The following is a 22905-nucleotide window of genomic DNA, read 5'->3' as shown; positions in this document are numbered from 1 at the left end:
GGTCATGGCCGGGGGCCGGGGGCCGGGTGCCGGGGGCCGGGGTCCGGGGGCCGGAGGACTGGGGGACTGGGGGACGCATGTGGGACGGCCCGTTCTACCGCGTGCGCGGGCAGGGGTACGAGATCTGCTTCGTAGCGGGCGAGGGGGAGGACCTCGACGAGGTGTGCGGTAACGACATGTGGGTGACCTTCCCCGACGGGCAGCGCTGGTCGGGGAGCGTCGTCACGCTCGACGAGGCGCGCCGCGTGATGGACCACCGGCAGGACACGGGGGAGTGCCTCGACGGCCGGTACTACTACGGCTGGGACAACCTCCTGGTCCGCCACCCCGGAATCCCGGCGATGACCGAGGTCATCGACCATCTCGTCGCGACCGGCGCCTACCGATCGGCCCTGCGGCCGATCGGGTGGGAGGACGACGGGGACGAGGACTGATCGGGAAACGCGCACCGGCTTCAGCGGCACCCGAACGCTTACCCCGAGCAGGTCCGTGAGGACGAAGCGCGGGGTGCCGTCAGGGCCAACCGCCGGGCGTCGGCGGACGGCGCGGCGTTTCCCCCGTCCCGCCCACCCGCCGGCACTCACGGTGTGATGATCGAGACCGTGATCGGCACGGGGAGCGGGCGAGCCGGGCGGAGTTCGTGGGCCGGGATAGCGGCGGCCGCGCTGCCGCTGTACCTGACGATGATCGCCGCGTCGGCCGGGGCCCTGGTCGACACCGCCCTGCTGGGCAACCACGCCACGGCAGCCCTGGCCGCCTTCGCCGTCACCCTGGCCGTGTTCAGCCCGGCCACCGCCACCGTGGCGGGCGCGCTGCGCGGGGTGATGCCGTTCGTCGCGCCCCGCAAGGACGATCCGGACCGGCTCCTGCCCCTGGTGCACAGCGCGATGTGGCTGGCTGTCCTCGTGGGTGGTCTGGGTGCGGCGGCCGTCGCGGCGGTGCCGCTGATCGGTCGGGTGGCCGGGGTGCCTCGCGCAACCCTCGAAGCGTTGGGGTGCTTCCCCTACCTGCTGGCGGCCGGCGTGCTCGCCATAGCGGTCACCTCAGCGGCGACGTCCGTCCTGGTCGCCCTCGGACGCTCGGCGTCGGTGATGCGGGCCGGACTGCTCGGCACCGCCGCGTCGGCCACGCTGCCCGTCCTCCTCGTGGGCGGGCCGGGCCCGTTGCCGAGCCTCGGCCTGACCGGAGCGGGCATCGCGATGCTCGCCTCCAGCCTCATCACCGCCGTCGCCAACCAACTGGCTCTCCGCCGGTGCGCCGCGCTGTCCGGCCGCTCACTCCGTCCGGGCCGGCCGGACCCGCGGCAGGTCTGGAAGGTGGGTGCCGTGGGCATCCCGCTCGCCGGCACCGTCCTCGTCAAGTTCGCCGTCCTCGGCGTCCTGACCTTCGCCGCGGCCCGGATCGGGACGGACGGCGCGGCGGCGCACAGCGTCGGGATCTCCCTGGTGAACCTCATCTTCACCGCCGCCGTGGCGGTCGGCCAGGCCACCGTCCCCCTGGTCTCCACGTACGCGGAGGAGCGCGACGGCGCGAACATCCGGCGCAGCGTCCGGGCCGGGACCTGGCTGGCCCTGGCCGTCGTGGGGTGCATCGGGACGGCGGTGATCGTCTTCAGCGCGTGGGTCGTCCCGCTGTTCACCGGCGACGCCGCCGTACGGCCGCGGATCACCGACCTCCTGCCGTGGGTGCTGGCCGTGGTGGTCACCGACGCCGCGCAGGCGGTCGTCGGCTTCGGGCTGATCGGCCTCAAGCGCACGGTGCCGAGCTTCGTGACGACCGCCGTCTGCTACGGAGTGCTGGCGGCGGTCGCCGCACCGCTCGCCGCAGCCGGGGGCCTCACCGCCCTCTGGGCGGCCCTGGCCCTCGCCAACTTCCTCCAGGCCGCCGGAAAGGCGTACTCCTTCCACCGGCACAGCGCATACGACGGCACGCCGCACGGTGCAGCCGATCCCAAGGTCCCGACGGGCCGGTGATCCGCCGCCGCGCACTACGATTCCCCCCATGATCCAGGACGGTGAGTCGGTGCGCGGTGGCCTTTCGACGGTGCGCCGGGCCGGGGAGACCATTCTCAGGCCGTGGCGCGTCTGGACCCCCGCGGTGCGGGAACTGCTGCGGCATCTGGAGCAGGTGGGATTCGCGGGCGCGCCCCGCGCTCTCGGCGACGGTCCCGTGGACGGCCACGAAGCCGTGTCCCTGCTGCGCGGCGAAGTCGGCCTGTACCCGTGGCCGCGGGCGCTCCTCACGGACGAGGGCGTCACCGCGCTCGGGAGGTGGCTGCGCGAGTACCACGACGCCGTACGCGACTTCCGGCCCTCGCTGGATGCCGTCTGGTGCGACCCGGAGGCCCGCTGGCGGCCCGGCCTGATCATGCGTCACGGCGACCTGACGACCTGGAACTCGGTCTGGGAGGACAACCGTCTGGTCGGCTTCATCGACTGGGACCTGGCCGTCCCCGGCCACGCGGTGGACGACCTCGCGCAACTGGCCTGGTACAGCGTGCCGTTGCGGCTCCCCGAACGTCAGCGCAAGGTCGGTTTCGGCCCGGACGGCGCCCCGTTGGCACGACGGCTCCGGCTCCTGTGTGACGCCTACGGCGCGGACCCGGCCGACGTACTGGACGCCCTGGCCCGGCTGCAACGCGACGAGACCGACCGCATAGCCCGCCTGGGCCCGCTCGGCGAAGACCCCTGGGCGTCGTTCCTGCGCCAGGACTTCATCCCGGACATCGAGGAGGAACGCACCTGGGCACTGTCCCACCGCGGGGAACTCCTCGGGCCCGCCTGACACCCCCGTCCGCCATGAGGCGGCCCGGCGTCGAACCGCCCCCCTCAGTCCGCTGAAGTCTCCTCGCGCTCCGCGCCCTCAGTACCCGACCACGGCTGTGGCGCGTTGAGGCCGGAGGAGCAGCTCCGCGCTGAAGCTGTCCGGGGGCGGGTGCCCCGGCGCTGCTGGACGCGGGAGGAGCCCGTCGAGCGGGAAGCGGCCCACGACGAGGGCACCCAGCCCTGTGACCTGGGCCCGCCTCAGTACCCGAAGAAGTGAAGGGCCGGGGCTCTCACCTGCGGCCGTATGACCGATCAACGCTGCGACCTGCGACTTAGCTGTCGGCGGTTGTCAGCGTTGGTCGTCGTTGAGCACCCTCCGACGGCCCCGGGACGGCCCGAACCGGGCCCGTGGCCGCCACGATGCGACTCACGGACGGGGAAGTCATCGAGGTCTGTCGAGCAACAGCTGCATAGTCCCCGCCAGCAAGCTGATGGGGACTATGCGCAACAACCGAACGCCAGGGTGGTCCTACGTGGACGCGGCCATGCTCTCTGAGGTACGCAAGGCGTGCCCGTACCTTCGTCCTTACGTGGACTTGGTGATGAACGCGGCCGACTTGAACTTGGTCAGGGCCGGGCAGAAGACCTGCGACCAGCCGCTGGTGCGCCAGCGCGGAGCATCGACGACGACGGTACCGCCCCCGTCCAGGCGCAAGCAGTTGGCGCTGGCCTTGTAGTGGCCGCCATTACTGTTCTTGCATTGAGCCATCGCGCCGTTGCTCCAGTTGGTCTGGGCTTCGCAGCCCGTTGGCCAAGCCCTCGCCCCCGTGGGCGCTGCGGAGGCTGCTCCCTGGACTCCGAGGGAGAAGGCGGCTATCACGCCACTCGTGACGAGAATCGACCATTTCTTCATCGACGTAAGTCCCTTCGCTGAATGATCATTTCGGAGGAGCGCTATGTACGGGAGGTGGCTGCCCCGAATTCAGGTCACCTTGGTTTCGATTCCAGCACTCTGAACTGCCGTAGCACCTTGGCAGTAGGCCTTGGAAAACGAGCCGTTGTTCCGCCAGTCGCCATCGAAGAGATAAACGCGACCATTGTCTGGGTCCTTGCATACCGCGACGGCGCGGTAATGGCCACCGTGCGAGTTGCTGCACTTCGCCACAGTCATTCGCACGTTTACTACCTGTTGTGTGCACCCTGTCGGTCGCGCCTGAGTGGCGGCCGCTGCCGCTGACGCCGCAGCGGGCATCGAGAATAAGAGGCCGATCGTGGCGGATCCTGCGAGGATAACTTTCGCTGCCGTGTGCACTCAGTTCCCCGTTTGTTGAATGCTGTCCCTTTGTTGGGCTGACACGCTTAACCTATGAGGCAACTCAAAAGCGTGTCAATTGAATTCGAAAAATTGAGGATCATTTGAGGTTCTATTTCGAGAGTGGCGAGATTCGGCCACTGACCTAATCGCATTGCCGGTCTGCGATTTTCCTCCAGGTGGGGGCGGCAATAGATCCGACTGTGATGGGGTGGGGGGTAACGTGCAGGCTGCTGTCCCCCAGAGCAGTGGAAACAGTTGCAGCGACGGAACGGTCAACACCGGTCGGTGGAGCGGCTTTGGGCTGGAGCTGCTTTGGGGCGAGTGATCATGGCCCCGTAAGCTTCCGGCGAGTCGGGCAGTCTGTGGACCTGCCCGTTGAAGCACGACGTTGGGGCCATGATCTTAGAGGCTCGCCCCAAAGTGGCTGCCTAAAGCCGTGGAGCCGACCGCCCCAGCCACGACGTGTTCTGACCTCATGCTCCGTCTGCCTGCCTCTTGGGCGGGAGTGGGCGGCCGGCGGTGCCGAGCGGGGCGGAGACATGAGCGCGGGCGCCGCCGGCCGCCCGCGCCCGCCCGGAGGAGCGAAGCGACGACGGGTGCTTGATGAGGTAGAGAAACCTGTAACTCGTGCCCTGTGGCGTCGTGCTCCCGGCTATGAGTGGTCCAGCTCCGATTGCAGAGTCTTGAGTACGGACTCGGGGTCCCCGTCGTAGACAAGGTGCGGTTCGTCGGGCTTCGGGGCGACGAATCGCTTCCGGTAGCGGATCAGGTCGCTCTCGGCGAAGTAGATCGAGTTCGGGTCGTCCTCGTGCCGGGCGTTGCGCTTGTTCACGCGGGACCACAGCTCCTCGTGGCTGGCCTCCAGGTAGACCAGTACCGAGACTGCGCCACCTTCGGCGGCGACGGATCGCCAGTGAGCGCGGTCTTCCGGCGTCCAGAAGCCGTGGTCCACCACTACGTCGTGTCCGGCCTGGAGCTGCTCGCGGAGCTGGACTGAGGTCTCTTCGAGGATCGGTCGCTCAAGCGTCGGGAAGGTCCCTCGGGGGAAGTCGACGCCGTATACGCCGTGTCGGCGGAACATCTCCTCGTCCGGGCAGAGCCTGAGGAAGCCGCGCGCTGTCAGCTCACGGGCAAGAGTGGTCTTCCCTGAGCCGGGCAGTCCTGCCATGAGGACGCAGAACGGTTGGCGAGCGGTGTTCACGTCCGTCACTGGGTGACTTCCGATTCCGTCTGCCACGTACGGCCGGGGCCGCCGAGGTCCACGCCGTACTCGACGACGGTGCCTTCGCTGTCGACGAACTTCGCGGTCATGACGACCACCGGTTCCCGCGGGGCCTTCGCGGGGTCCAGCTCCAGGAGCTCCGCGTCCTCGGGGGTGAGCAGTCGCGCGGATGCGGTGTCGAACCGGTGCGTGATGGGTCGGCCGGTGGCCTGCGCGATGAGTTGCAGCGACGTTCCGCCCGTCAGCCGCTCACTGCTGGTGAGTTGCGGGATCAGCTCTCCGTACCGGACCGGAATCCATGACGTCGAGTGGGCGACGATCCCGTGCCGGTCGCGGTAGACCCGGCTGCGCCGGATCACCTCGGAGCCCGGCTTGATGTCCAGTGCTTGTGCCACTTCTGCGGGCGCCGGCACAACCGATGCCCGGTGGGAGTCGGACCGTTCGCCGGTTCCCCAACTGGAGCCGGTGCGGCGCCCTCGGTCCTGGCGCTGCGATCCGGAGGACATCGGCGACGGGCGGTCCAGGACCTCGGTGCCGATGCCGTGAATGCCCCGGACAAGACCCTCGTTGCGCAGCTTCCGCAACGCCTTCTCGGCGGTCGCGGCGCTGACGTTCCACTCCTGCGAGAGGTTCTTGATGCTCGGCAGCAGCGAGCCGGGCTGGAGCTGCCCAGACGTGATCAGCTCCGCGTAGTGGGCGGCAATCTGCGCGTAGGGCGCCCGATTGTCTGCCTGGTCCGCCATTGCGTCGGCTCCCTTGTCTCTGTGACTACTTCCCTAGCGTACCGCTTGACACCCTAAGGTGCCCTAGGGAACCTTAGGGATGTACCGCCGCACGGATGAGAGAACTCGGCACGACCTCCGTCTGCCCAGGGACGGCGCCTCAACCGCCAAGAAGATTCGCCGCCCCTGGCTCCCTCGAAGGGAAGTCCCATCATGCCCGTGACGCTTGCTGACGCGCACCCGGCGCCGTTATCCGCCCCGCTCTCCCGCCACGATGACGCCGTAGTCCTGCCCTCGCCGTGCTGGGCCTGCGGCACGCTCCGAGGACTCGACTGGATCAACGTCGACGGCATCGGCGTCCTGGTCCACGGCCAGGAACGCTGCCCGGTGGCTATGCCCTTCATCTGGGAGACGGGCCAGCCGGTCACCTCGCTCACCGGGGCGGTGGCCGCATGACCGCCGCAACGCTCACCGGGAACGAGCGGCTGCGTGCCGCCATGGTCGCCGCGAACGTCACCATCGAGGGCCTGGCCGACCACCTGGGCATCGACCCGAAGTCGGTGGATCGCTGGCTCAACACGGACCGGACCCCACACGCCCGCAACGCCGAGGCCGCCGCCAAGTACCTGCGGGCGGACGCCTATCACCTGTGGCCCCGGCTCGGTGAGCGTCACCGCTCCGCGCCGACCGCTCAGGATGAGGTCGTCGCCTGCTACCCGATGCGCTCCACCGTCCCCTACGGCCTGTGGCGCTCCACCGTGGCTGGTGCCGCGACGGTGATCGACCTGGCGGTGGCCAACCTGCTGTTCCTGGCCGACGCGGTCTGGGACCTGCCGACCCTGCTGGCCGAGAAGGCATCGGCCGGCGTCCGCGTCCGCATCGTCACCCCAGAAGATCCGGCCGGACCGGTCACCGGACTGGGCGACGTCTTCCCCTCACTGCTGACGGTCCCCGACCTGCGCCTGTCGACGCACCCCGGGCTGCGGGCCGACGTGATGCGCGTGGACGATGACCTGTTGGTCACGACACCGGTCGACGGCCTCACCCCGGCTCTGGCTCCGGTCCTGCACTTGCGCCGGTTAGGCCCCGCCCCCATGACCGGCGGCTACCTGGCCACCCTGGACCACCTCTTCGCCACGGCCACCCCTACCCGGCCGGTCGCGCACCTGCGGGCGGTAGCCGCATGACCCACCTGCCCGTTCCCCCGGCTGCCGTCGCTGACGTGGCGGCAGCCGTGGGCACCGATCCGCTCACCCTGGCCGACCTGCTCCGGGTCGCCAACACGCCTGGCTTCGACCGCTGGCAGGAGCAGATCCGCCGCACGGGCGGCTGCTCCAACCCGATCCACCTGCAAGGCCAGACGGTCACCCGTGACGCCAAGACCGGCGACGTCCTGTACTCCTACAGCACCGACCAGGAGCCCGGCGGACGCCTGCGCGTGGCCTGCGGCAACCGGCGTGCCTCGCGGTGCCCGGCCTGCGCCTGGACCTACGCCGGGGACACCTACCACCTGATCCGCGCCGGGATCACCGGTGATGAGGGCAAGGACGTGCCCACGAGCGTGCGGGATCACCCGCGGGTCTTCGCCACCCTCACCGCCCCCTCCTTCGGCCCGGTCCACAACCGCCCCGCCTCGGGGCGCTGCCGCTGCGGTGTCCAGCACGCCGAGACTGCCCCGGCCCTCGGCACGGCCCTCGACCCGGAGCGGTACGACTACACCGGGGCGGTGTTGTGGAACAACCACGCCGGGGACCTGTGGCGCCGCTTCACCATCTACCTCCGCCGGGAGATCGCCGCCCGCGCGGGCATCACCCAAGCCGCCCTGCGCGAGGAATGCCGGGTCTCCTTCGGCAAGGTCGCCGAGTTCCAGAAGCGTGGCGCTGTCCACTTCCACGCCGTGGTGCGCCTCGACGGGCCGGACGGTCCCGAGGCCACCCCGCCAGCATGGGCCACCGTCGCTCTCCTGGATGCTGCGATCCGGGCCGCCGCCGCTCGCGTCGCTGTACCGATCCCGGCCGCTGGGGACTTCTCCGCTCGCACCCTGCGCTGGGGAGAGCAGGTCGATGTGCAGCCCATCGGCGCCCTGGGCCACGAGGAGCTGACCGAACAGGCCGTCGCCTCCTACGTCGCCAAGTACGCCACCAAAGCCCCGCCGCATCGGCGAACTGGCCGAACTCAACAAACTCGACCTGCCCGCGCACACCCGGCGGCTGATCGAAGCCTGTTACCAGCTCAACGACGCCTACCCCGACCGCCTCTTAGCTCGGTGGGCTCACATGCTCGGCTTCCGCGGGCACTTCTCCACCAAGTCCCGCCGCTACTCCACCACCCTCGGCGCCCTGCGCCAGACCCGCGCCGACTACCGCGCCCGCCAGGAACGCCGCGAACGCGGACTCCCCGAGGACCTGGACGACACAGACGGCTCGACCCTCGTCCTCGCCCACTGGACCTACGCCGGACACGGCCATAGCCCCGGCGAATCCTGGCTCGCCGCCAGCATCGCCAGGGACCTGCGTCTGAACCGGGAGACAGCACGCGAAGCACTCGCTGATCTGCACGACATGGACGACATGGAGGTGTGGGCATGAAGCGCTCGCTGCCCGACCGCTACCTGACCCCGGTCGACCTGGCCGACCTACTGGGGGTCCCGGTCGAGACCGTCTACCAGTGGCGCCGCAAGCACACCGGACCGCGCGGGTTCCGCGTCGGCCGGCACCTTCGCTTCGACCCCGAAGACGTCCGCGTCTGGGTCGAATCCCAGATGGAAAGGGCCGCCTGATGGCTGGACACGTCCAAGACCGCTGGTACAAGGTCGAGACCGGCCCCAACGGCAAGACCGTCAAGGTCAAGACCGAGCGCTTCGGCGTCGGCCTGCGCTACCGCGCCCGGTACGTCGGGCCCGACGGCTCCGAGAAGTCCAAGAGCTTCCCTGACAAGCAGAAGCGCAAGGCGGAGCAGTGGTTGGCCAACATCGAGGCCGACATGTCGCGCGGCGACTACGTGGACCCCGTGGCTGGCAAGGTCACGTTCGAGCAGTACGCCAATGAGTGGATGGCCTCGCAGGTCACTGACCCGCTGACCCGTGAGTCGGTGGAAAGCCGTCTCCGCCTGCACGCGATTCCGTACCTGGGCTCTCGGCCACTGGCCTCCTTCACACCGTCGCATCTGCGGGTCTGGCTGCGCACGCTGGAGGATCGTGGGCTCTCCGCTGGCTACCGGCGCGGCATCTTCGCCCACGTGTCCACGGTGTTCACCTCTGCCGTGGAAGACCGGATCATCCGCGCCAACCCGTGCCGTGCTCGGTCCGTGCGCGCGCCCCGTCTGGAACCTCGCAAGGTCAAGCCGTGGCCTGCCGAACGGATCATGGATGTGCGCTCGGCCCTGCCGGACCGCTATCAGGCGCTCGTCAACGTCGCGGCCGGATGCGGGCTGCGCCAGGGGGAGGCCTTCGGCCTGGCGGTGGAGGACGTCGACTTCCTCGGGGGAGTGGTCCACGTCGTTCGGCAGGTCAAGCTACTGCGCCTGCATCGGCCGGTGTTCGCTCCGCCGAAGGGTGGCAAGGAGCGTGACGTGCCTCTGCCGCAGTCCGTCGCCTTCGCCCTGGCCGCTCACCTCAAGCGCCACCCCGCGACGCGGATCACGCTTCCGTGGAAAAACCTCGACGGTCCACCGGTCACGGCATCGCTCATCTTCACCGGCCCTGCCGGGCTGCCGCTCGACCGGAACCGCTTCAACGATCGTGTGTGGCGGCCGGCGCTTCGGGCCGCGAGTGTCGAGACCGGTCGGGACAACGGCATGCACGCACTGCGGCACTTCTACGCCTCGGTGCTGCTGGACGCGGGGGAGAGTATCAAGGCTCTCAGCGAGTACCTGGGGCACCACGACCCCGGTTTCACGCTGCGGACGTACACGCACCTGATGCCGTCGAGCGGGACCCGCACCCGGGCCGCCGTCGATCGCGTCTTCTCCCACGAGGAGCCAGCCGCTGACGGCCCGGAGACGGCCCACGAGGGTGCTTAGCCGTCTGACCTGCGATTATCTCAGTACCCGAAGTCCTGCGTCCACCAAGGACCCCCCGCGCCCATGTGGACGCCTACTCCCAGGGTCTTGAAGTCGCAGTTCAGGATGTTGGCCTTGTGGCCGGGGCTGTTCATCCAGGCTTCCATGACCGCCGCCGCGTCCGCCTGGCCGCGGGCTATGTTCTCGCCGCCCAGGTCCGTGACGCCGGCCTTCGCCGCGCGGTCCCAGGGGGAGGCGCCGCTCGGGTCGGTGTGGTCGAAGAAGCCGCGCTGGGCCATGTCCTCGCTGAAGTCCTGGGCCAGGTCGGCCAGCGCGCTGTTGGCGGCCAGCGGGGTGCAGCCCACCTGGGCGCGCTCGTCGTTGACCAGCCGGAGGACCTCGGCCGCGGCGGCCGCCTCCGCGGAGACCGTCACCGGGGCGCTGGTGTGCTCCTCGGCCTTCGGGGGCTTCGCCGGCTTCTGCGGCGTCCTGGTCGCCGTACGCGACGGCGTGTCCTTCGGCTTCTCGCTCGGCGTGGCCGACGGCTTCTTCGACGGCGTCTTCGTCGGCGCGGACGACGTGGTGGACGGAGCGGGCGAGGAGGGCGAGGCGGGCCGTTCGGCGTCACGGCTCGTCGTGCCGCCGCTCTCGTGGCCCTCGGCGCTGCCCGACGTGCCGCCCAGCTCGTTCGGCGCGTTGGTCGGGCTGTCGGCGGACTGCACCCGGTCGGTGCCGTTGCCGCCGCCGAGCTGGTAGTTGTCGATGCCGGGAACCACACCGGTGGCGACCGCGACCGTACCCAGGGCCACCGCGGCCGAGACGCCCAGCAGGCCCGTCTTCACCGGGGCCGGGCCCTTCTTCCTGCGGCGGCGGTGCGAGCCGCCCGGCAGCCGGCTGCCGGCGTCGGGCGTGAAGCCCTCGCTGTGGAAGGCGGTGGTGTCGTCACCGGGGAAGGTGGTGGCCGAGGTGATCCGGTCGTAGCCCTCGTCCGTCGCGAAGAGGTAGGCGTCGCTCGCCGCGTAGGCCTCGGCGTACGCCTCCGGGTTCAGGTAGGGCGCGATGCCCATGGCGGGCCGGTCGCCCTGCGGGTTCAGCGGATCGTCGCCGTGCGTGTACGAGCCGTCCGTGTGTGTGCCCCCCGCGGCGCGGCCCGTGGCGGCGCGGCCGGCGGCGGAGCGTCGGTGGCGTCCCATGTCCTGGCCTTCCTGGTCCCTGCGGTCTTCATGCCCTCACGGAACTCACACGATCAGGTGAGTTTCAAATGAGATTCATTGGGTCGGGACGGTACCGCATGGCGTCAGGGGAGGACGTGCCCCGAGGGACATTGGCCCGTTAGGTTGCAGTCATGAGCGAGGATGTGCGGTTGGTCGCCTGGGTGCGCGGACGGGTCCAGGGTGTGGGTTTTCGCTGGTTCACGAGGGCCAAGGCGCTCGAGATCGGCGGCCTGAGTGGTTTTGCTCTCAATTTGGAGGACGGTCGGGTCCAGGTGGTCGCCGAGGGCCCCCGGAAGGGCTGCGAGGGACTGCTCGACTGGCTCCAGGGAGCCGACACGCCCGGGCGGGTGGACGGCGTCACCGAGATCTGGGACACACCTCGCGGCGGCTACGACGGATTCGCCATCCGGTGACACGAGGGCCGCGCGTCGGCCCCGCGGAAGCGGAGGGACATGCCACCGGCATCTGCCCGAAGCAGAAATGGGCAGGTGGTTGCCAAGAAGAGCATGGAGTGGCAAGCTCCGCTCTCACGGTGATCGTCACGCCCCCAGGGCCCCGCAGGAGTCGCCGCGTGCCGCCGTCCGGCCGTGTGCCCCCGGGTTCGCCCGCCAATACGGGGCGTGATCGTGTTGACCGTCAAACTTTTTGGTGAGACGCTGAAAGTCCCCGCGCACCTCGGCTGTTTGGCGTGGCTGAACGGCAGTACAACTCAAGCCCGTCAAGCATCCACGGGTGCGAATCCCTCACGACCCACACCGCATCGGTCGGTCACTCAGTGTGGAGGACCATCCATCATGGCAAAGGCGCTTCTCGGTTACGTCGGCGGCTCCGACCCGCGACTCCTCGCCGAGATGCGACGGCTCCAGCAGCGTGTCCAGGACCTGGAATCCGAGCTCGTACGGATCCAGGCCGAGAACGAGGCGCTGACGGCTGCCGCTTCTCACGACAGGATCATGGAGAGCATCGACGCACACCAGGCGGAGCCTGCGCTCACCTGATCACTGCATCGCTCCACGAAAGCACGGCAGTGGTCGGGCGGCCCGTAACCAACCGCTCGGCAGTTGTCGGACGACTGGGCTTCCAGTTGTCAGAAATTGCAAGGGACGCTTCGGCGTCCCTTCTTTCTTTCCCCCCGCCTTATTGCCCCGCGCATCCTTTCACCTTCTTCAACGTCTGGTGTGCCCTCAGCGTTCACCGGCGAAACCGCACGTTCATGGAGCGAGACATCGCCGGACGGTAGAGTCCGGCGGCGTGCACCTCAAGGCCCTGACCCTCCGCGGGTTCAAGTCGTTCGCCTCGGCGACCACGCTCCGGTTCGAGCCGGGGATCACGTGTGTCGTCGGGCCGAACGGCTCGGGCAAGTCCAACGTCGTGGACGCTCTCAGCTGGGTCATGGGCGAGCAGGGCGCCAAGTCGCTGCGCGGCGGCAAGATGGAGGACGTCATCTTCGCCGGCACCACCGGCCGTCCGCCGCTGGGCCGCGCCGAGGTGTCGCTGACCATCGACAACTCCGACGGGGCCCTGCCCATCGAGTACGCCGAGGTCACCATCACGCGGATCATGTTCCGCAACGGCGGCAGCGAGTACCAGATCAACGGCGACACCTGCCGCCTCCTCGACATCCAGGAACTGCTCTCCGACTCCGGCATCGGCCGCGAGATGCACGTCATCGTCGGCCAGGGCCAGCTCGACTCCGTGCTGCACGCCGACCCCATGGGCCGCCGCGCCTTCATCGAGGAGGCCGCCGGCGTCCTCAAGCACCGCAAGCGCAAGGAGAAGGCGCTCCGCAAGCTGGACGCGATGCAGGCCAACCTCGCGCGTGTGCAGGACCTCACCGAGGAGCTCCGCCGCCAGCTCAAGCCCCTCGGCCGCCAGGCCGCCGTCGCCCGTCGCGCCGCCGTGATCCAGGCCGACCTGCGCGACGCCCGGCTGCGCCTCCTCGCCGACGACCTCGTACGGCTGCGCCAGGCGCTGAACGCCGAGGTCGCCGACGAGGCCGCGCTCAAGGCCCGTAAGGAGGCCGCCGAGCAGGAGCTGAAGAAGGCGCTCCAGCGGGAGGGGGCCCTGGAGGACGAGGTGCGCCGGCTCGCCCCGCGCCTCCAGCGCGCCCAGCAGACCTGGTACGAGCTGTCCCAGCTCGCCGAACGCGTACGCGGCACGATCTCGCTGGCCGACGCCCGGGTGAAGAGCGCCACCTCCGCGCCGCCCGAGGAGCGCCGCGGCCGCGACCCCGAGGACATGGAGCGGGAGGCAGCCCGCATCCGCGAGCAGGAGGCCGAGCTGGAGGCGGCTCTGGAGGCGGCCGAGCGTGCCCTGGAGGACACGGTCGCCCACCGGGCGGAACTGGAGCGCGAGCTCGCCCAGGAGGAGCGCCGCCTGAAGGACGTCGCCCGCGCCATCGCCGACCGCCGCGAGGGCCTCGCCCGGCTGAACGGCCAGGTCAACGCCGCCCGCTCGCGCGCCGCCTCCGCACAGGCCGAGATCGACCGGCTGGCCGCCGCCCGCGACGAGGCGCAGGAGCGGGCCGTCGCCGCACAGGAGGAGTACGAGGCCCTGAAGGCCGAGGTCGACGGGCTGGACGCCGGCGACGCCGAACTCGGCGAGCGGCACGAGACGGCCAAGCGGGACCTCGGCGAGGCGGAGGCCGCGCTGACGGCAGCGCGCGAGGCCGCCACCGCGGCCGAACGCCGCCGCGCCGCGACCCAGGCCCGGCACGAGGCGCTGGCCCTGGGCCTGCGCCGCAAGGACGGCACGGGCGCGCTGCTGGGCGCACGGGAACGCCTGACGGGACTGCTCGGCCCGGCCGCGGAGCTGCTGACGGTGGCACCGGGACACGAGGTGGCGCTCGCCGCCGCGTTCGGGTCCGCGGCGGACGCCCTCGCGGTGACGTCCCCGTCGGCCGCCGCGGAGGCGATCCGGCTGCTGCGCAAACAGGACGGCGGCCGGGCCTCTCTCCTGCTGGCCGGCGACCCCGCCCCGGCACCGGAGCAGGCACCCGCGCCCGCCGGACGCCACGCCGCCGACCTCGTCACCGGTCCCGCCGAGCTCATGCCCGCCGTACGCCGCCTGCTGCGGGGGATCGTCGTCGTCGGCACCCTGGAGGACGCCGAGGACCTCGTGTACGCCCACCCCGGGCTGACGGCGGTCACCGCCGAGGGCGATCTCCTCGGCGCCCACTTCGCGCACGGCGGCTCCGCCGGCGCGCCCAGCCTGCTGGAGGTGCAGGCGTCCGTCGACGAGGCCGCCGCCGAACTGGACGAGCTGGCCGTGCGCTGCGAGGAGCTGACCGAGGCGCAGCACGCGGCCGCCGAACGGCGCCGGGAGTGCGCCGCGCTGGTCGAGGAGCTGGGGGAGCGGCGCCGGGCCGCCGACCGGGAGAAGTCGGCCGTCGCCCAGCAGCTCGGCCGGCTCGCCGGACAGGCGCGCGGTGCCGCCGGGGAGGCCGAGCGGTCCGTGGCCGCCGCCGCCCGCGCCCAGGAGGCGTTGGACAAGGCGCTCCAGGAGGTGGAAGAGCTGGCGGAGCGGCTCGCGGTCGCCGAGGAGATGCCGGTCGAGGAGGAACCGGACACCTCGGTGCGCGACCGGCTGGCCGCCGACGGCGCGAACGCGCGCCAGACCGAGATGGAGGCCCGCCTGCAGGTCCGTACGCACGAGGAACGCGTCAAGGGGCTCGCCGGACGGGCCGACTCGCTGGACCGGGCCGCCCGTGCCGAACGCGAGGCACGCGCGCGCGCCGAGCAGCGGCGGGCCCGGCTGCGTCACGAGGCGGCCGTCGCCGAGGCCGTCGCGTCCGGCGCCCGGCAGCTCCTCGCCCATGTGGAGGTCTCGCTGGGCCGCGCCGAGCAGGAGCGGGCCGCCGCCGAGGCCGCCAAGGCGCGCCGCGAGCAGGAGCTGGCGGCCGCCCGCACCGAGGGCCGGGATCTCAAGGCCGAGCTGGACAAGCTCACCGACTCCGTGCACCGCGGCGAGGTCCTGGGCGCCGAGAAGCGGATGCGGATCGAGCAGCTGGAGACCAAGGCCCTGGAGGAGCTGGGCGTGGAGCCGGCGGGGCTCGTCTCCGAGTACGGCCCCGACCAGCTCGTACCGCCGTCGCTGCCCGCCGAGGGGGAGCAGTTGCCGGAGGACCCCGACCATCCGCGCAACCGGCCCAAGCCGTTCGTGCGCGCCGAGCAGGAGAAGCGGCTCAAGACCGCCGAGCGCGCCTACCAGCAGCTCGGCAAGGTCAACCCGCTCGCCCTGGAGGAGTTCGCGGCGCTGGAGGAGCGGCACCAGTTCCTCAGCGAGCAGCTGGAGGACCTGCGCAAGACCCGCGCGGACCTGCTCCAGGTGGTCAAGGAGGTCGACGAGCGCGTCGAGCAGGTCTTCACCGAGGCGTACCGGGACACCGCGCGGGAGTTCGAAGGCGTCTTCAGCCGGCTCTTCCCGGGGGGTGAGGGACGCCTGGTCCTCACCGACCCCGACAACATGCTCACCACCGGCGTCGACGTGGAGGCCCGGCCGCCCGGCAAGAAGGTCAAGCGCCTGTCCCTGCTGTCCGGCGGTGAGCGCTCCCTGACCGCGGTCGCCCTGCTGGTGTCGATCTTCAAGGCCCGGCCGAGCCCGTTCTACGTCATGGACGAGGTCGAGGCCGCCCTCGACGACACCAACCTCCAGCGGCTCATCCGCATCATGCAGGAGCTGCAGGAGGCCTCGCAGCTCATCGTGATCACGCACCAGAAGCGCACGATGGAGGTCGCCGACGCGCTGTACGGCGTGTCCATGCAGGGCGACGGTGTGTCGAAGGTCATCAGCCAGCGCCTGCGCTGAGCGCTCTCCGCCTCCTGGCGAACCCCTCGCTGCCGCAGTTCATCCTCAACTCTTCAAGAAATGAACACATCGCGCCCGCAAGTGGTCTTCGAAGTCACACTCCTCAGCCTATTGACTTCGGAACTTGAAGGCATAGGGTCACCAGCGTTGCTTTTTCCTTCAGGTATCACGGCCTGAAGGGGCTGACCCCCCATCCGGCAGCGTTGCCGAGGGCCCGAGGAGTTACACGTGACCAGCACAGCGCAGGCGCAGCCCGCACGAGCCAGAACGGCTCACCCCGAACATCTCGGGCACGTCGTCTTCATCACCGCGGCGGCCGCCATGGGAGGCTTCCTCTTCGGCTACGACAGCTCCGTCATCAACGGGGCCAACGGTGGCATCCAGGCCCGGTTCGACCTCAGCTCCGGCGTCACCGGAACCGTCGCCGCCAGTGCCCTGCTCGGCAGCGCCCTGGGCGCCGCGATAGCCGGCCGCATAGCCGACCGCATCGGCCGTATCCGCGTCATGCAGATCGCGGCGGTGCTGTTCGCCGTGAGCGCCGTCGGGTCCGCGCTGCCCTTCGCCGCCTGGGACCTCGCCGCCTGGCGTGTGCTCGGCGGTATCGCCATCGGTATGGCATCGGTCATCGGCCCGGCCTACATCGCCGAGGTCGCCCCGCCCGCCTACCGCGGCCGGCTCGCCTCGTTCCAGCAGGCCGCCATCGTCATCGGCATCGCCGTCTCCCAGCTCGTCAACTGGGCCATCCTCAACATGGCCGACGGCGCCGAGCGCGGGCAGGTCGCGGGCCTGGAGGCCTGGCAGTGGATGCTCGGCGTGATGCTGGTGCCCGCCCTCGTCTACGGGCTGCTCTCCTTCGCCATCCCCGAGTCCCCGCGCTACCTGATCAGTGTCGGCCGCATCGCCGACGCCAAGAAGGTCCTCGCGGACGTCGAGGGCGACATCGACCTGGACGGCCGCGTCGCCGAGATCGACGACGCCATGCGCAGCGACCACAAGTCCACGTTCCGGGACCTGCTGGGCGGCCGCTTCGGCCTGCTGCCGATCGTGTGGATCGGTATCGGCCTGTCCGTCTTCCAGCAGCTGGTCGGCATCAACGTCATCTTCTACTACTCGAACCTGCTGTGGCAGTCCGTCGGCGTCGACCCGTCGAGCTCGTTCTTCTACTCGTTCGAGACCTCGATCATCAACATCCTCGGCACCGTGATCGCGATGATCTTCGTCGACCGCCTCGGCCGCAAGCCGCTCGCCCTCATCGGCTCCATCGGCATGGGTGTCTCGCTCGCGGCGGCCGCCTGGGCCTTCTCCTTCCAGCACGGCAACGACCCGCTGCCCACCGCGCAGGGCTACGTGGCGCTGATCGCCGCCAACGCGTTCGTCCTGTTCTTCGCCCTGTCCTGGGGTGTGGTCGTCTGGGTCATGCTCGGCGAGGTCTTCCCGAACAAGATCCGCGCCGCCGCCCTGGGTGTGGCCGCCTCGGCCCAGTGGATCGCCAACTGGCTGATCACGATCACCTTCCCGGACCTGGCGGAGTGGAACCTGTCGCTCACCTACGTCATGTACGCGGTGTTCGCCTTCCTCTCCATCCCCTTCATCCTCAAGTTCGTGCCCGAGACCAAGGGCAAGAAGCTGGAGGAGATGGGCTGACCGCCCCCGACCCGGGGGGAAGGGCCAAGTCCCCGCCGCCCCTCTCCCCGTAACCCGCCGCCGTCCCGGCTCGGCCACTGCCCGAGCCGGGGCGGCGCCGTCGTGTCCGGCCTCAGTCACCGAGGGCGGGCAGCACCCGCTCGCAGAACAGGGTGAGGCTGCGCCACCCCTCCTCCGGCGGCATCCCGCCGGCCAGGGGGTGCAGGACGTGATGGCCGAGGCCCAGCGCCAGGCACTCCTCGGGCGTGACGATCCGGTACACGCCCTCGGCCCGCAGCTCGGACACCGTCGTCGCCGCCGACCGCACCGCCGAGCGGATGTCCCCGGACTGCCAGGAGGCGTAGGTGCGGGCCTCGTGCAGGAAGTGCCGCCCGTACTCGGCCCAGGCCCGGTCGGGGTCCTCGGCGAGGTGCAGCAGCGGCGTCCCGGCCGCGGGCATCATCACCCAGCCCTCGGTGCCGTACTCCGCCAGCCGCTCGGTGTAGTACGTCTCCAGCTCCGGCAGGTGCGCGCTCGGGAAGAACGGCAGTCCGAGCCGGGCGGCCCGGCGCGCGGCGGCCTTCGAGGAGCCGCCGACCAGCAGCAGGGGGTGCGGCTCGCTGAGCGGGCGCGGGGTGACCCGGACCGTACGGCCCCGGTACGCGAAGGGCTCGCCGGTCCACGCCCGCGGCAGCGTCTCCAGCAGTTCGTCCTGGAGCCGGCCGCGCCGCTTCCACTCCACGTCGAACATGGCGTACTCCTCAGGCCGGTACCCGATCCCGGCCACCGTGACCAGCCGGCCCCCGCTCAGCAGGTCCAGGACCGCGATCTCCTCGGCGATCCGCAGCGGATCGTGCAGCGGGCCGATGATCGCGGAGACGGTGACGGCGATGCTCCGGGTGGCGCCGAAGACCGCGGAGGCGAAGGCGAACGGGGACGGCAGCCAGTTGTTCCCGGCGCCGTGGTGCTCCTCCGTCTGGACGGTGGTCACGCCGTGCGTGTCGGCGTAGGCGGCCATCTCCAGGGCGGCCCGGTAGCGGGCGGACAGCGAGGCGGGGGTCGCATGGGGCTCGACCAGGTTGAAACGCACGACCGTGACGGGCATGGGGGACCCCCTTCGCCGGGCGGGTGGCAGGGCGGACCCTAGCTGACGGTGTGTCAGACATCCATAGGGGTGTCGCGGCACTCCATGGCCGATACTGGTCGGGTTATGGACATCGTCATCCTTGCTGTAGTCATCGCCGTGGTCGTGCTCGGCGCGATCAGCGGGCTCGTCATCGGCACCCGCCGCAAGAAGCAGCTGCCCCCGCCGCCGCCCGCCGCCCCCGACATCACCGCCCCACCGGCCGAGCCGCACGTCGGCGACGAGGCCGAGACACCGCGCGACGAAGAGCGCCGGACCATAGAGGAGGTGGATCTCCCGGGCGGCGGAGCGACGGCCGTCGAGGAACCGCCCGTCGTCGAGGAGCTCCCGCCGACCGCGATCGAGGTGCCGGAACCGACCGCCGGCCGCCTGGTCCGGCTGCGCGCCCGGCTCTCCCGCTCCCAGAACGCCCTCGGCCAGGGGCTGCTCACGCTCCTGTCCCGCGAGCACCTGGACGAGGACACCTGGGAGGAGATCGAGGACACCCTGCTCACCGCCGACGTCGGCGTGGCCCCCACCCAGGAGCTGGTCGACGGCCTGCGCGAGCGCGTCAAGGTGCTCGGCACCCGCACCCCCGACGAGCTGCGCGGACTGCTGCGCGAGGAGCTGCTCAAGCTCGTCGGCACCGACATGGACCGCACGGTCCACACCGAGCCCGAGGCGAGCAAGCCCGGCATCGTGATGGTCGTCGGCGTCAACGGCACCGGCAAGACCACCACCACCGGCAAGCTCGCCCGCGTCCTCGTGGCCGACGGCCGCAGCGTGGTCCTCGGCGCCGCCGACACCTTCCGGGCCGCCGCCGCCGACCAGCTCCAGACCTGGGGCGAGCGCGTCGGCGCCTACACCGTGCGCGGACCCGAGGGCGGCGACCCCGCCTCCGTGGCCTTCGACGCGGTGAAGGAGGGCAAGGAGATGGGCTCCGACGTCGTCCTCATCGACACCGCCGGGCGCCTGCACACCAAGACCGGTCTCATGGACGAGCTCGGCAAGGTCAAGCGCGTCGTGGAGAAGCACGCCCCGCTCGACGAGGTGCTGCTCGTGCTCGACGCCACCACCGGGCAGAACGGCCTCGTGCAGGCCCGTGTCTTCGCCGAGGTCGTCGACATCACCGGCATCGTGCTCACCAAGCTCGACGGCACCGCCAAGGGCGGCATCGTCATCGCCGTCCAGCGTGAGCTGGGCGTCCCGGTCAAGCTGATCGGGCTCGGCGAGGGCGCCGACGACCTGGCGCCGTTCGAGCCCGAGGCGTTCGTCGACGCCCTGATCGGGGAGTGACACCACCGGCCGCGGACCCGCCGCGCCGCGCGAAGAAGCGCCCGCCACCCAAGGTGCAGTTGGGGGCGGGCGCTTCGCTGTGTACGGCGAGGTGCCGTGCCGGGCAGCGGGCCGGACGGGACTTCCCGAGCACGCCCTACGCGCGCGAGCGGTGGGCCACGTAGGCCAGCGTGCCGAGGAGGAGGCGGGCCGCCGGCGGCTTCGTCGCCGTGTCCAGGGACGGCGGCCGCAGCCAGCGGGCGGGGCCCAGGCCGCCCCGGTCGGAGGGGGGCGCGGTCACATGGCTGCCGGGGCCGAGGCCGTGCAGATCGAGGTGGGTGCGGTCGTCCCAGCCCATGCGGTAGAGCAGGTCGTGCAACTCGTCGGCCGCTCCCGGGGCGACCAGGAACTGGGCGCGGCCGCCGGGGGTGGCGACGACCGGGCCGAGGGGGAGACCCATGCGCTCCAGCCGGGTCAGCGCCCGCCGGCCGGCCGGCTCGGCCACCTCGATCACGTCGAACGTGCGCCCGACCGGGAGCAGGACCGAGGCGCCGGGGTACTCCGACCACGCCTTGCTGACCTCGTCGAGCGTGGCCCCGGCCGGGATGACGGGGGCGAAGTCCAGGGGGTGCGCGCCGGGGGCCTCGCAGCCGGAGCGGCCGCACGAGCAGACGCCGCCCGTGGCCCGCGTGCCGGGCACCACGTCCCAGCCCCACAGTCCGGTGAACTCGGCCACAGTGGTGCACTCCGAGGAGCGGCCGCGCCGACGCGCCCCGGATCGGATCTCCCGGATACCGCCGATCGTGAAACCCATGCCCCCTCCAACGGGTCCAGCACACCGCTGGTTACGGCGTGAAAGCGGATCGTGACCCTCTGTGTTCCCAGGATGGCCGGATGTCCCCGGCGTCGCGTCGTCCATTGCGGCGCACTGGAGTGTGCGGGGTGGTGGAGCGCGTGATGCGCGCCCCTGAGTGCTCCGCTCCGCTACTTCCGGCCGTCCTATGTCAAGTGAATCGCGTTGTGGCGTCCGTGAGTTCATTCGAAGGGGTGGCGAATGGTGGCGATTCCGCGAACGCCATGGCTGCGCCAGTGATCGTAGGATTACCGTGTGTGCACGGAGCCTCGGGGCACATGCACTTGTGGGTATGCCGCGGGCAAGTCGGCTTTCCGTTCGAAGGGTGACAACTGCCGGACGAGCGACAGTGTTTACCGGCATTCTGATAGGGCTTGGCGCACTCGGTGACAAGTGGTCCAAGGGATGGGGGCGTTCCAGTGAGCGGCAACGGCGGAAGCGGTACGAGTGCCACCGGCGCGTCGCACGCTGACAAGCGCCCGAACGACCTCCTCTCGTCCTGGTTCGTGCGCAGCGGCTGGTCCAAGGGCGAGCTGGCCCGCCAAGTGAACCGCCGCGCCCGCCAGTTGGGCGCCAACCACATTTCGACCGACACCTCCCGCGTCCGCCGCTGGCTGGACGGCGAGAATCCTCGCGAGCCGATCCCGAGGATCCTGTCCGAGCTCTTCTCCGAGCGGTTCGGCTGTGTCGTCTCCGTCGAGGACCTCGGCCTGCGCGCCGCCCGCCAGTCACCGTCCGTGTCCGGCGTCGACCTGCCCTGGACCGGCCCCCAGACGGTCGCCCTGCTCAGCGAGTTCTCCCGCAGCGACCTCATGCTCGCGCGGCGCGGCTTCCTCGGAAGCTCGCTCGCCCTGTCCGCGGGCCCGGCGCTGATCGAGCCGATGCAGCGCTGGCTGGTCCCGGCCCCGGCCGCCGAGCGCGAGTCCCGTGCCGTCCCGTCCTCCCGGGCCCGCGGGCGCCTGTCCAAGCCCGAGCTGGACCTGCTGCAGTCCACCACCGTGATGTTCCGGCAGTGGGACGCCCAGTGCGGGGGCGGCCTGCGCCGCAAGGCCGTCGTCGGGCAGCTGCACGAGGTGACCGACCTGCTCCAGGAGCCCCAGCCCGAGGCCACCACGCGGAAGCTGTTCAAGGTCGCGGCCGAGCTGGCCGAGCTGGCCGGCTGGATGTCGTACGACGTCGGGCTCCAGCCCACCGCGCAGAAGTACTTCGTCCTCGCGCTGCACGCCGCCAAGGAGGCCGGCGACCGGCCGCTCGGCTCGTACGTCCTGTCCAGCATGAGCCGCCAGATGATCCACCTCGGCCGGCCCGACGACGCCCTGGAGCTGATCCACCTCGCGCAGTACGGCAGCCGGGACTGCGCGAGTCCGCGCACCCAGTCGATGCTGTATGCGATGGAGGCCCGCGCCTACGCCAACATGGGCCAGCCCGGCAAGTGCAAGCGGGCCGTCCGGATGGCCGAGGACACCTTCGCCGAGGCCGACGAGTGGGACGAGCCGGACCCCGACTGGATCCGCTTCTTCTCCGAGGCCGAGCTGTACGGGGAGAACTCCCACTCCTTCCGCGACCTCGCCTACGTGGCCGGCCGCAGCCCCGCGTACGCCTCCCTCGCCGAGCCCGTGATGCGGCGGGCCGTGGACCTGTTCGCCCAGGACAGCGAGCACCAGCGGTCGTACGCGCTCAACCTCATCGGCATGGCCACCGTGCACCTTTTGCGGCGCGAGCCCGAGCAGAGCGTCGGCTACGCCGAGCACGCCATGCGGATCGCCAAGAAGGTCCGCTCCGAGCGTGTGAACACTCGTATCCGAAAGACGGTCGACACGGCCGTCCGCGACTTCGGGGAACTGGCCGAGGTCGTGGACCTGACCGAGAAGCTCGCCGTGGAGCTGCCCGAGACCGCGGAGGCGGTCTGACCACGCGCGGCTGCCCACGACACCCCTGACCCCGGCCGCGGCCGGCCCTCCCGAACTGCCCGACTCGGCTCCCCCATG

General features: G+C 70.9%; 19 protein-coding genes and 1 pseudogene. 14 read left to right on the top strand and 6 right to left on the bottom strand.

What is annotated here, in order from left to right; all coding sequences use genetic code 11:
• The 3 genes from ADL34_RS24985 to ADL34_RS24975 form a co-directional block, all read left to right on the top strand.
• Positions 1-434: hypothetical protein (locus ADL34_RS24985; RefSeq protein WP_234375103.1), on the top strand; the 434-nt coding region annotated here is incomplete at its 5' end.
• Positions 435-590: 156 nt separating this feature from the next.
• Positions 591-1973, top strand: coding sequence for an MATE family efflux transporter (locus ADL34_RS24980; protein WP_062666672.1), 1383 nt, complete (start codon positions 591-593; stop codon positions 1971-1973).
• Between the two features lie 28 nt (positions 1974-2001).
• A complete protein-coding gene (locus ADL34_RS24975; protein ID WP_062666674.1) occupies positions 2002-2784 on the top strand; it encodes a phosphotransferase in 783 nt (260 codons plus the stop codon).
• A gap of 567 nt (positions 2785-3351) precedes the next feature.
• Here ADL34_RS24975 and ADL34_RS36210 read toward each other — a convergent pair.
• The 3 genes from ADL34_RS36210 to ADL34_RS24960 form a co-directional block, all read right to left on the bottom strand.
• Positions 3352-3534 (bottom strand): hypothetical protein, encoded by a 183-nt coding sequence (locus ADL34_RS36210; protein ID WP_159038974.1) that lies wholly within the window; start codon positions 3532-3534, stop codon positions 3352-3354.
• Between the two features lie 1198 nt (positions 3535-4732).
• The gene (locus ADL34_RS24965; protein WP_079034090.1) at positions 4733-5248 is read right to left on the bottom strand and encodes an ATP-binding protein; all 516 of its coding nucleotides are present in this window, start codon (positions 5246-5248) and stop codon (positions 4733-4735) included.
• 38 nt (positions 5249-5286) lie between these two features.
• A complete protein-coding gene (locus ADL34_RS24960) occupies positions 5287-6045 on the bottom strand; it encodes a GntR family transcriptional regulator (protein ID WP_062666676.1) in 759 nt (252 codons plus the stop codon).
• 198 nt (positions 6046-6243) lie between these two features.
• Between ADL34_RS24960 and ADL34_RS24955 the strand changes: the two genes are divergently transcribed.
• The 5 genes and pseudogenes from ADL34_RS24955 (at position 6244) to ADL34_RS24935 (ending at position 10044) form a co-directional block, all read left to right on the top strand.
• On the top strand, positions 6244-6480 hold the full coding sequence (locus tag ADL34_RS24955; protein ID WP_159038973.1) for a hypothetical protein: 237 nt from the start codon (positions 6244-6246) through the stop codon (positions 6478-6480).
• Entirely contained in the window at positions 6477-7211 is a 735-nt protein-coding gene (locus ADL34_RS24950; RefSeq protein WP_062666680.1) for a helix-turn-helix domain-containing protein, read from the top strand. Before ADL34_RS24955 ends, ADL34_RS24950 begins: the two co-directional genes overlap by 4 nt.
• Positions 7208-8612 (top strand): annotated as a pseudogene (gene repSA, locus ADL34_RS24945) (replication initiator protein RepSA). The gene ADL34_RS24950 and the pseudogene repSA overlap by 4 nt, the downstream one beginning before the upstream one ends.
• Complete coding sequence (locus ADL34_RS24940) at positions 8609-8803, top strand: helix-turn-helix domain-containing protein (protein WP_062666683.1); 195 nt, start codon at positions 8609-8611, stop codon at positions 8801-8803. The pseudogene repSA and the gene ADL34_RS24940 overlap by 4 nt, the downstream one beginning before the upstream one ends.
• Positions 8803-10044, top strand: a complete 1242-nt coding sequence (locus tag ADL34_RS24935) for a tyrosine-type recombinase/integrase (RefSeq protein WP_062666684.1) — start codon at positions 8803-8805, stop codon at positions 10042-10044. The genes ADL34_RS24940 and ADL34_RS24935 overlap by 1 nt, the downstream gene beginning before the upstream one ends.
• Positions 10045-10064: 20 nt before the next feature.
• Here the strand turns inward: ADL34_RS24935 and ADL34_RS24930 are convergent, their stop codons facing one another.
• On the bottom strand, positions 10065-11216 hold the full coding sequence (locus ADL34_RS24930) for a CAP domain-containing protein (protein ID WP_062666686.1): 1152 nt from the start codon (positions 11214-11216) through the stop codon (positions 10065-10067).
• A 152-nt stretch (positions 11217-11368) separates the two neighbouring features.
• Between ADL34_RS24930 and ADL34_RS24925 the strand changes: the two genes are divergently transcribed.
• The 4 genes from ADL34_RS24925 to ADL34_RS24910 all read left to right on the top strand — a co-directional run bounded on the left by ADL34_RS24925 (position 11369) and on the right by ADL34_RS24910 (position 17687).
• Positions 11369-11650: an acylphosphatase gene (locus ADL34_RS24925; RefSeq protein WP_062666689.1), complete on the top strand. Its 282-nt coding sequence runs from the start codon at positions 11369-11371 to the stop codon at positions 11648-11650.
• 381 nt (positions 11651-12031) lie between these two features.
• Positions 12032-12235, top strand: a complete 204-nt coding sequence (locus ADL34_RS24920; protein WP_055623302.1) for a hypothetical protein — start codon at positions 12032-12034, stop codon at positions 12233-12235.
• Positions 12236-12488: 253 nt separating this feature from the next.
• Entirely contained in the window at positions 12489-16043 is a 3555-nt protein-coding gene (gene smc / locus ADL34_RS24915) for a chromosome segregation protein SMC (RefSeq protein WP_062666690.1), read from the top strand.
• 228 nt (positions 16044-16271) lie between these two features.
• Positions 16272-17687 carry a sugar porter family MFS transporter gene (locus ADL34_RS24910; protein ID WP_062666692.1) on the top strand — a complete coding sequence of 472 codons (1416 nt, stop codon included), beginning with the start codon at positions 16272-16274 and terminating at the stop codon, positions 17685-17687.
• A 112-nt stretch (positions 17688-17799) separates the two neighbouring features.
• On the opposite strand, the gene ADL34_RS24905 is transcribed toward ADL34_RS24910, so the two are convergent.
• A complete protein-coding gene (locus ADL34_RS24905) occupies positions 17800-18771 on the bottom strand; it encodes an LLM class flavin-dependent oxidoreductase (RefSeq protein ID WP_062666694.1) in 972 nt (323 codons plus the stop codon).
• A gap of 105 nt (positions 18772-18876) precedes the next feature.
• On the opposite strand from ADL34_RS24905, the gene ftsY reads away from it, so the two are divergent.
• Positions 18877-20085 (top strand): signal recognition particle-docking protein FtsY, encoded by a 1209-nt coding sequence (gene ftsY / locus ADL34_RS24900; RefSeq protein WP_062666696.1) that lies wholly within the window; start codon positions 18877-18879, stop codon positions 20083-20085.
• 136 nt (positions 20086-20221) lie between these two features.
• Here ftsY and ADL34_RS24895 read toward each other — a convergent pair whose 3' ends face one another.
• On the bottom strand, positions 20222-20878 hold the full coding sequence (locus tag ADL34_RS24895) for a bifunctional DNA primase/polymerase (RefSeq protein WP_062666698.1): 657 nt from the start codon (positions 20876-20878) through the stop codon (positions 20222-20224).
• 458 nt (positions 20879-21336) lie between these two features.
• Between ADL34_RS24895 and ADL34_RS24890 the strand changes: the two genes are divergently transcribed.
• Entirely contained in the window at positions 21337-22827 is a 1491-nt protein-coding gene (locus ADL34_RS24890) for a hypothetical protein (protein WP_062666700.1), read from the top strand.
• The last annotated feature ends 78 nt before the right edge of the window (positions 22828-22905 follow it).

This window comes from Streptomyces sp. NRRL WC-3605 (assembly GCF_001509795.1).
GTDB classification, from domain to species: Bacteria; Actinomycetota; Actinomycetes; order Streptomycetales; family Streptomycetaceae; genus Streptomyces; species Streptomyces viridochromogenes.
Note: the sequence above shows the minus strand (reverse complement) of the source record. Positions and strands in the feature narration are given on the sequence as shown.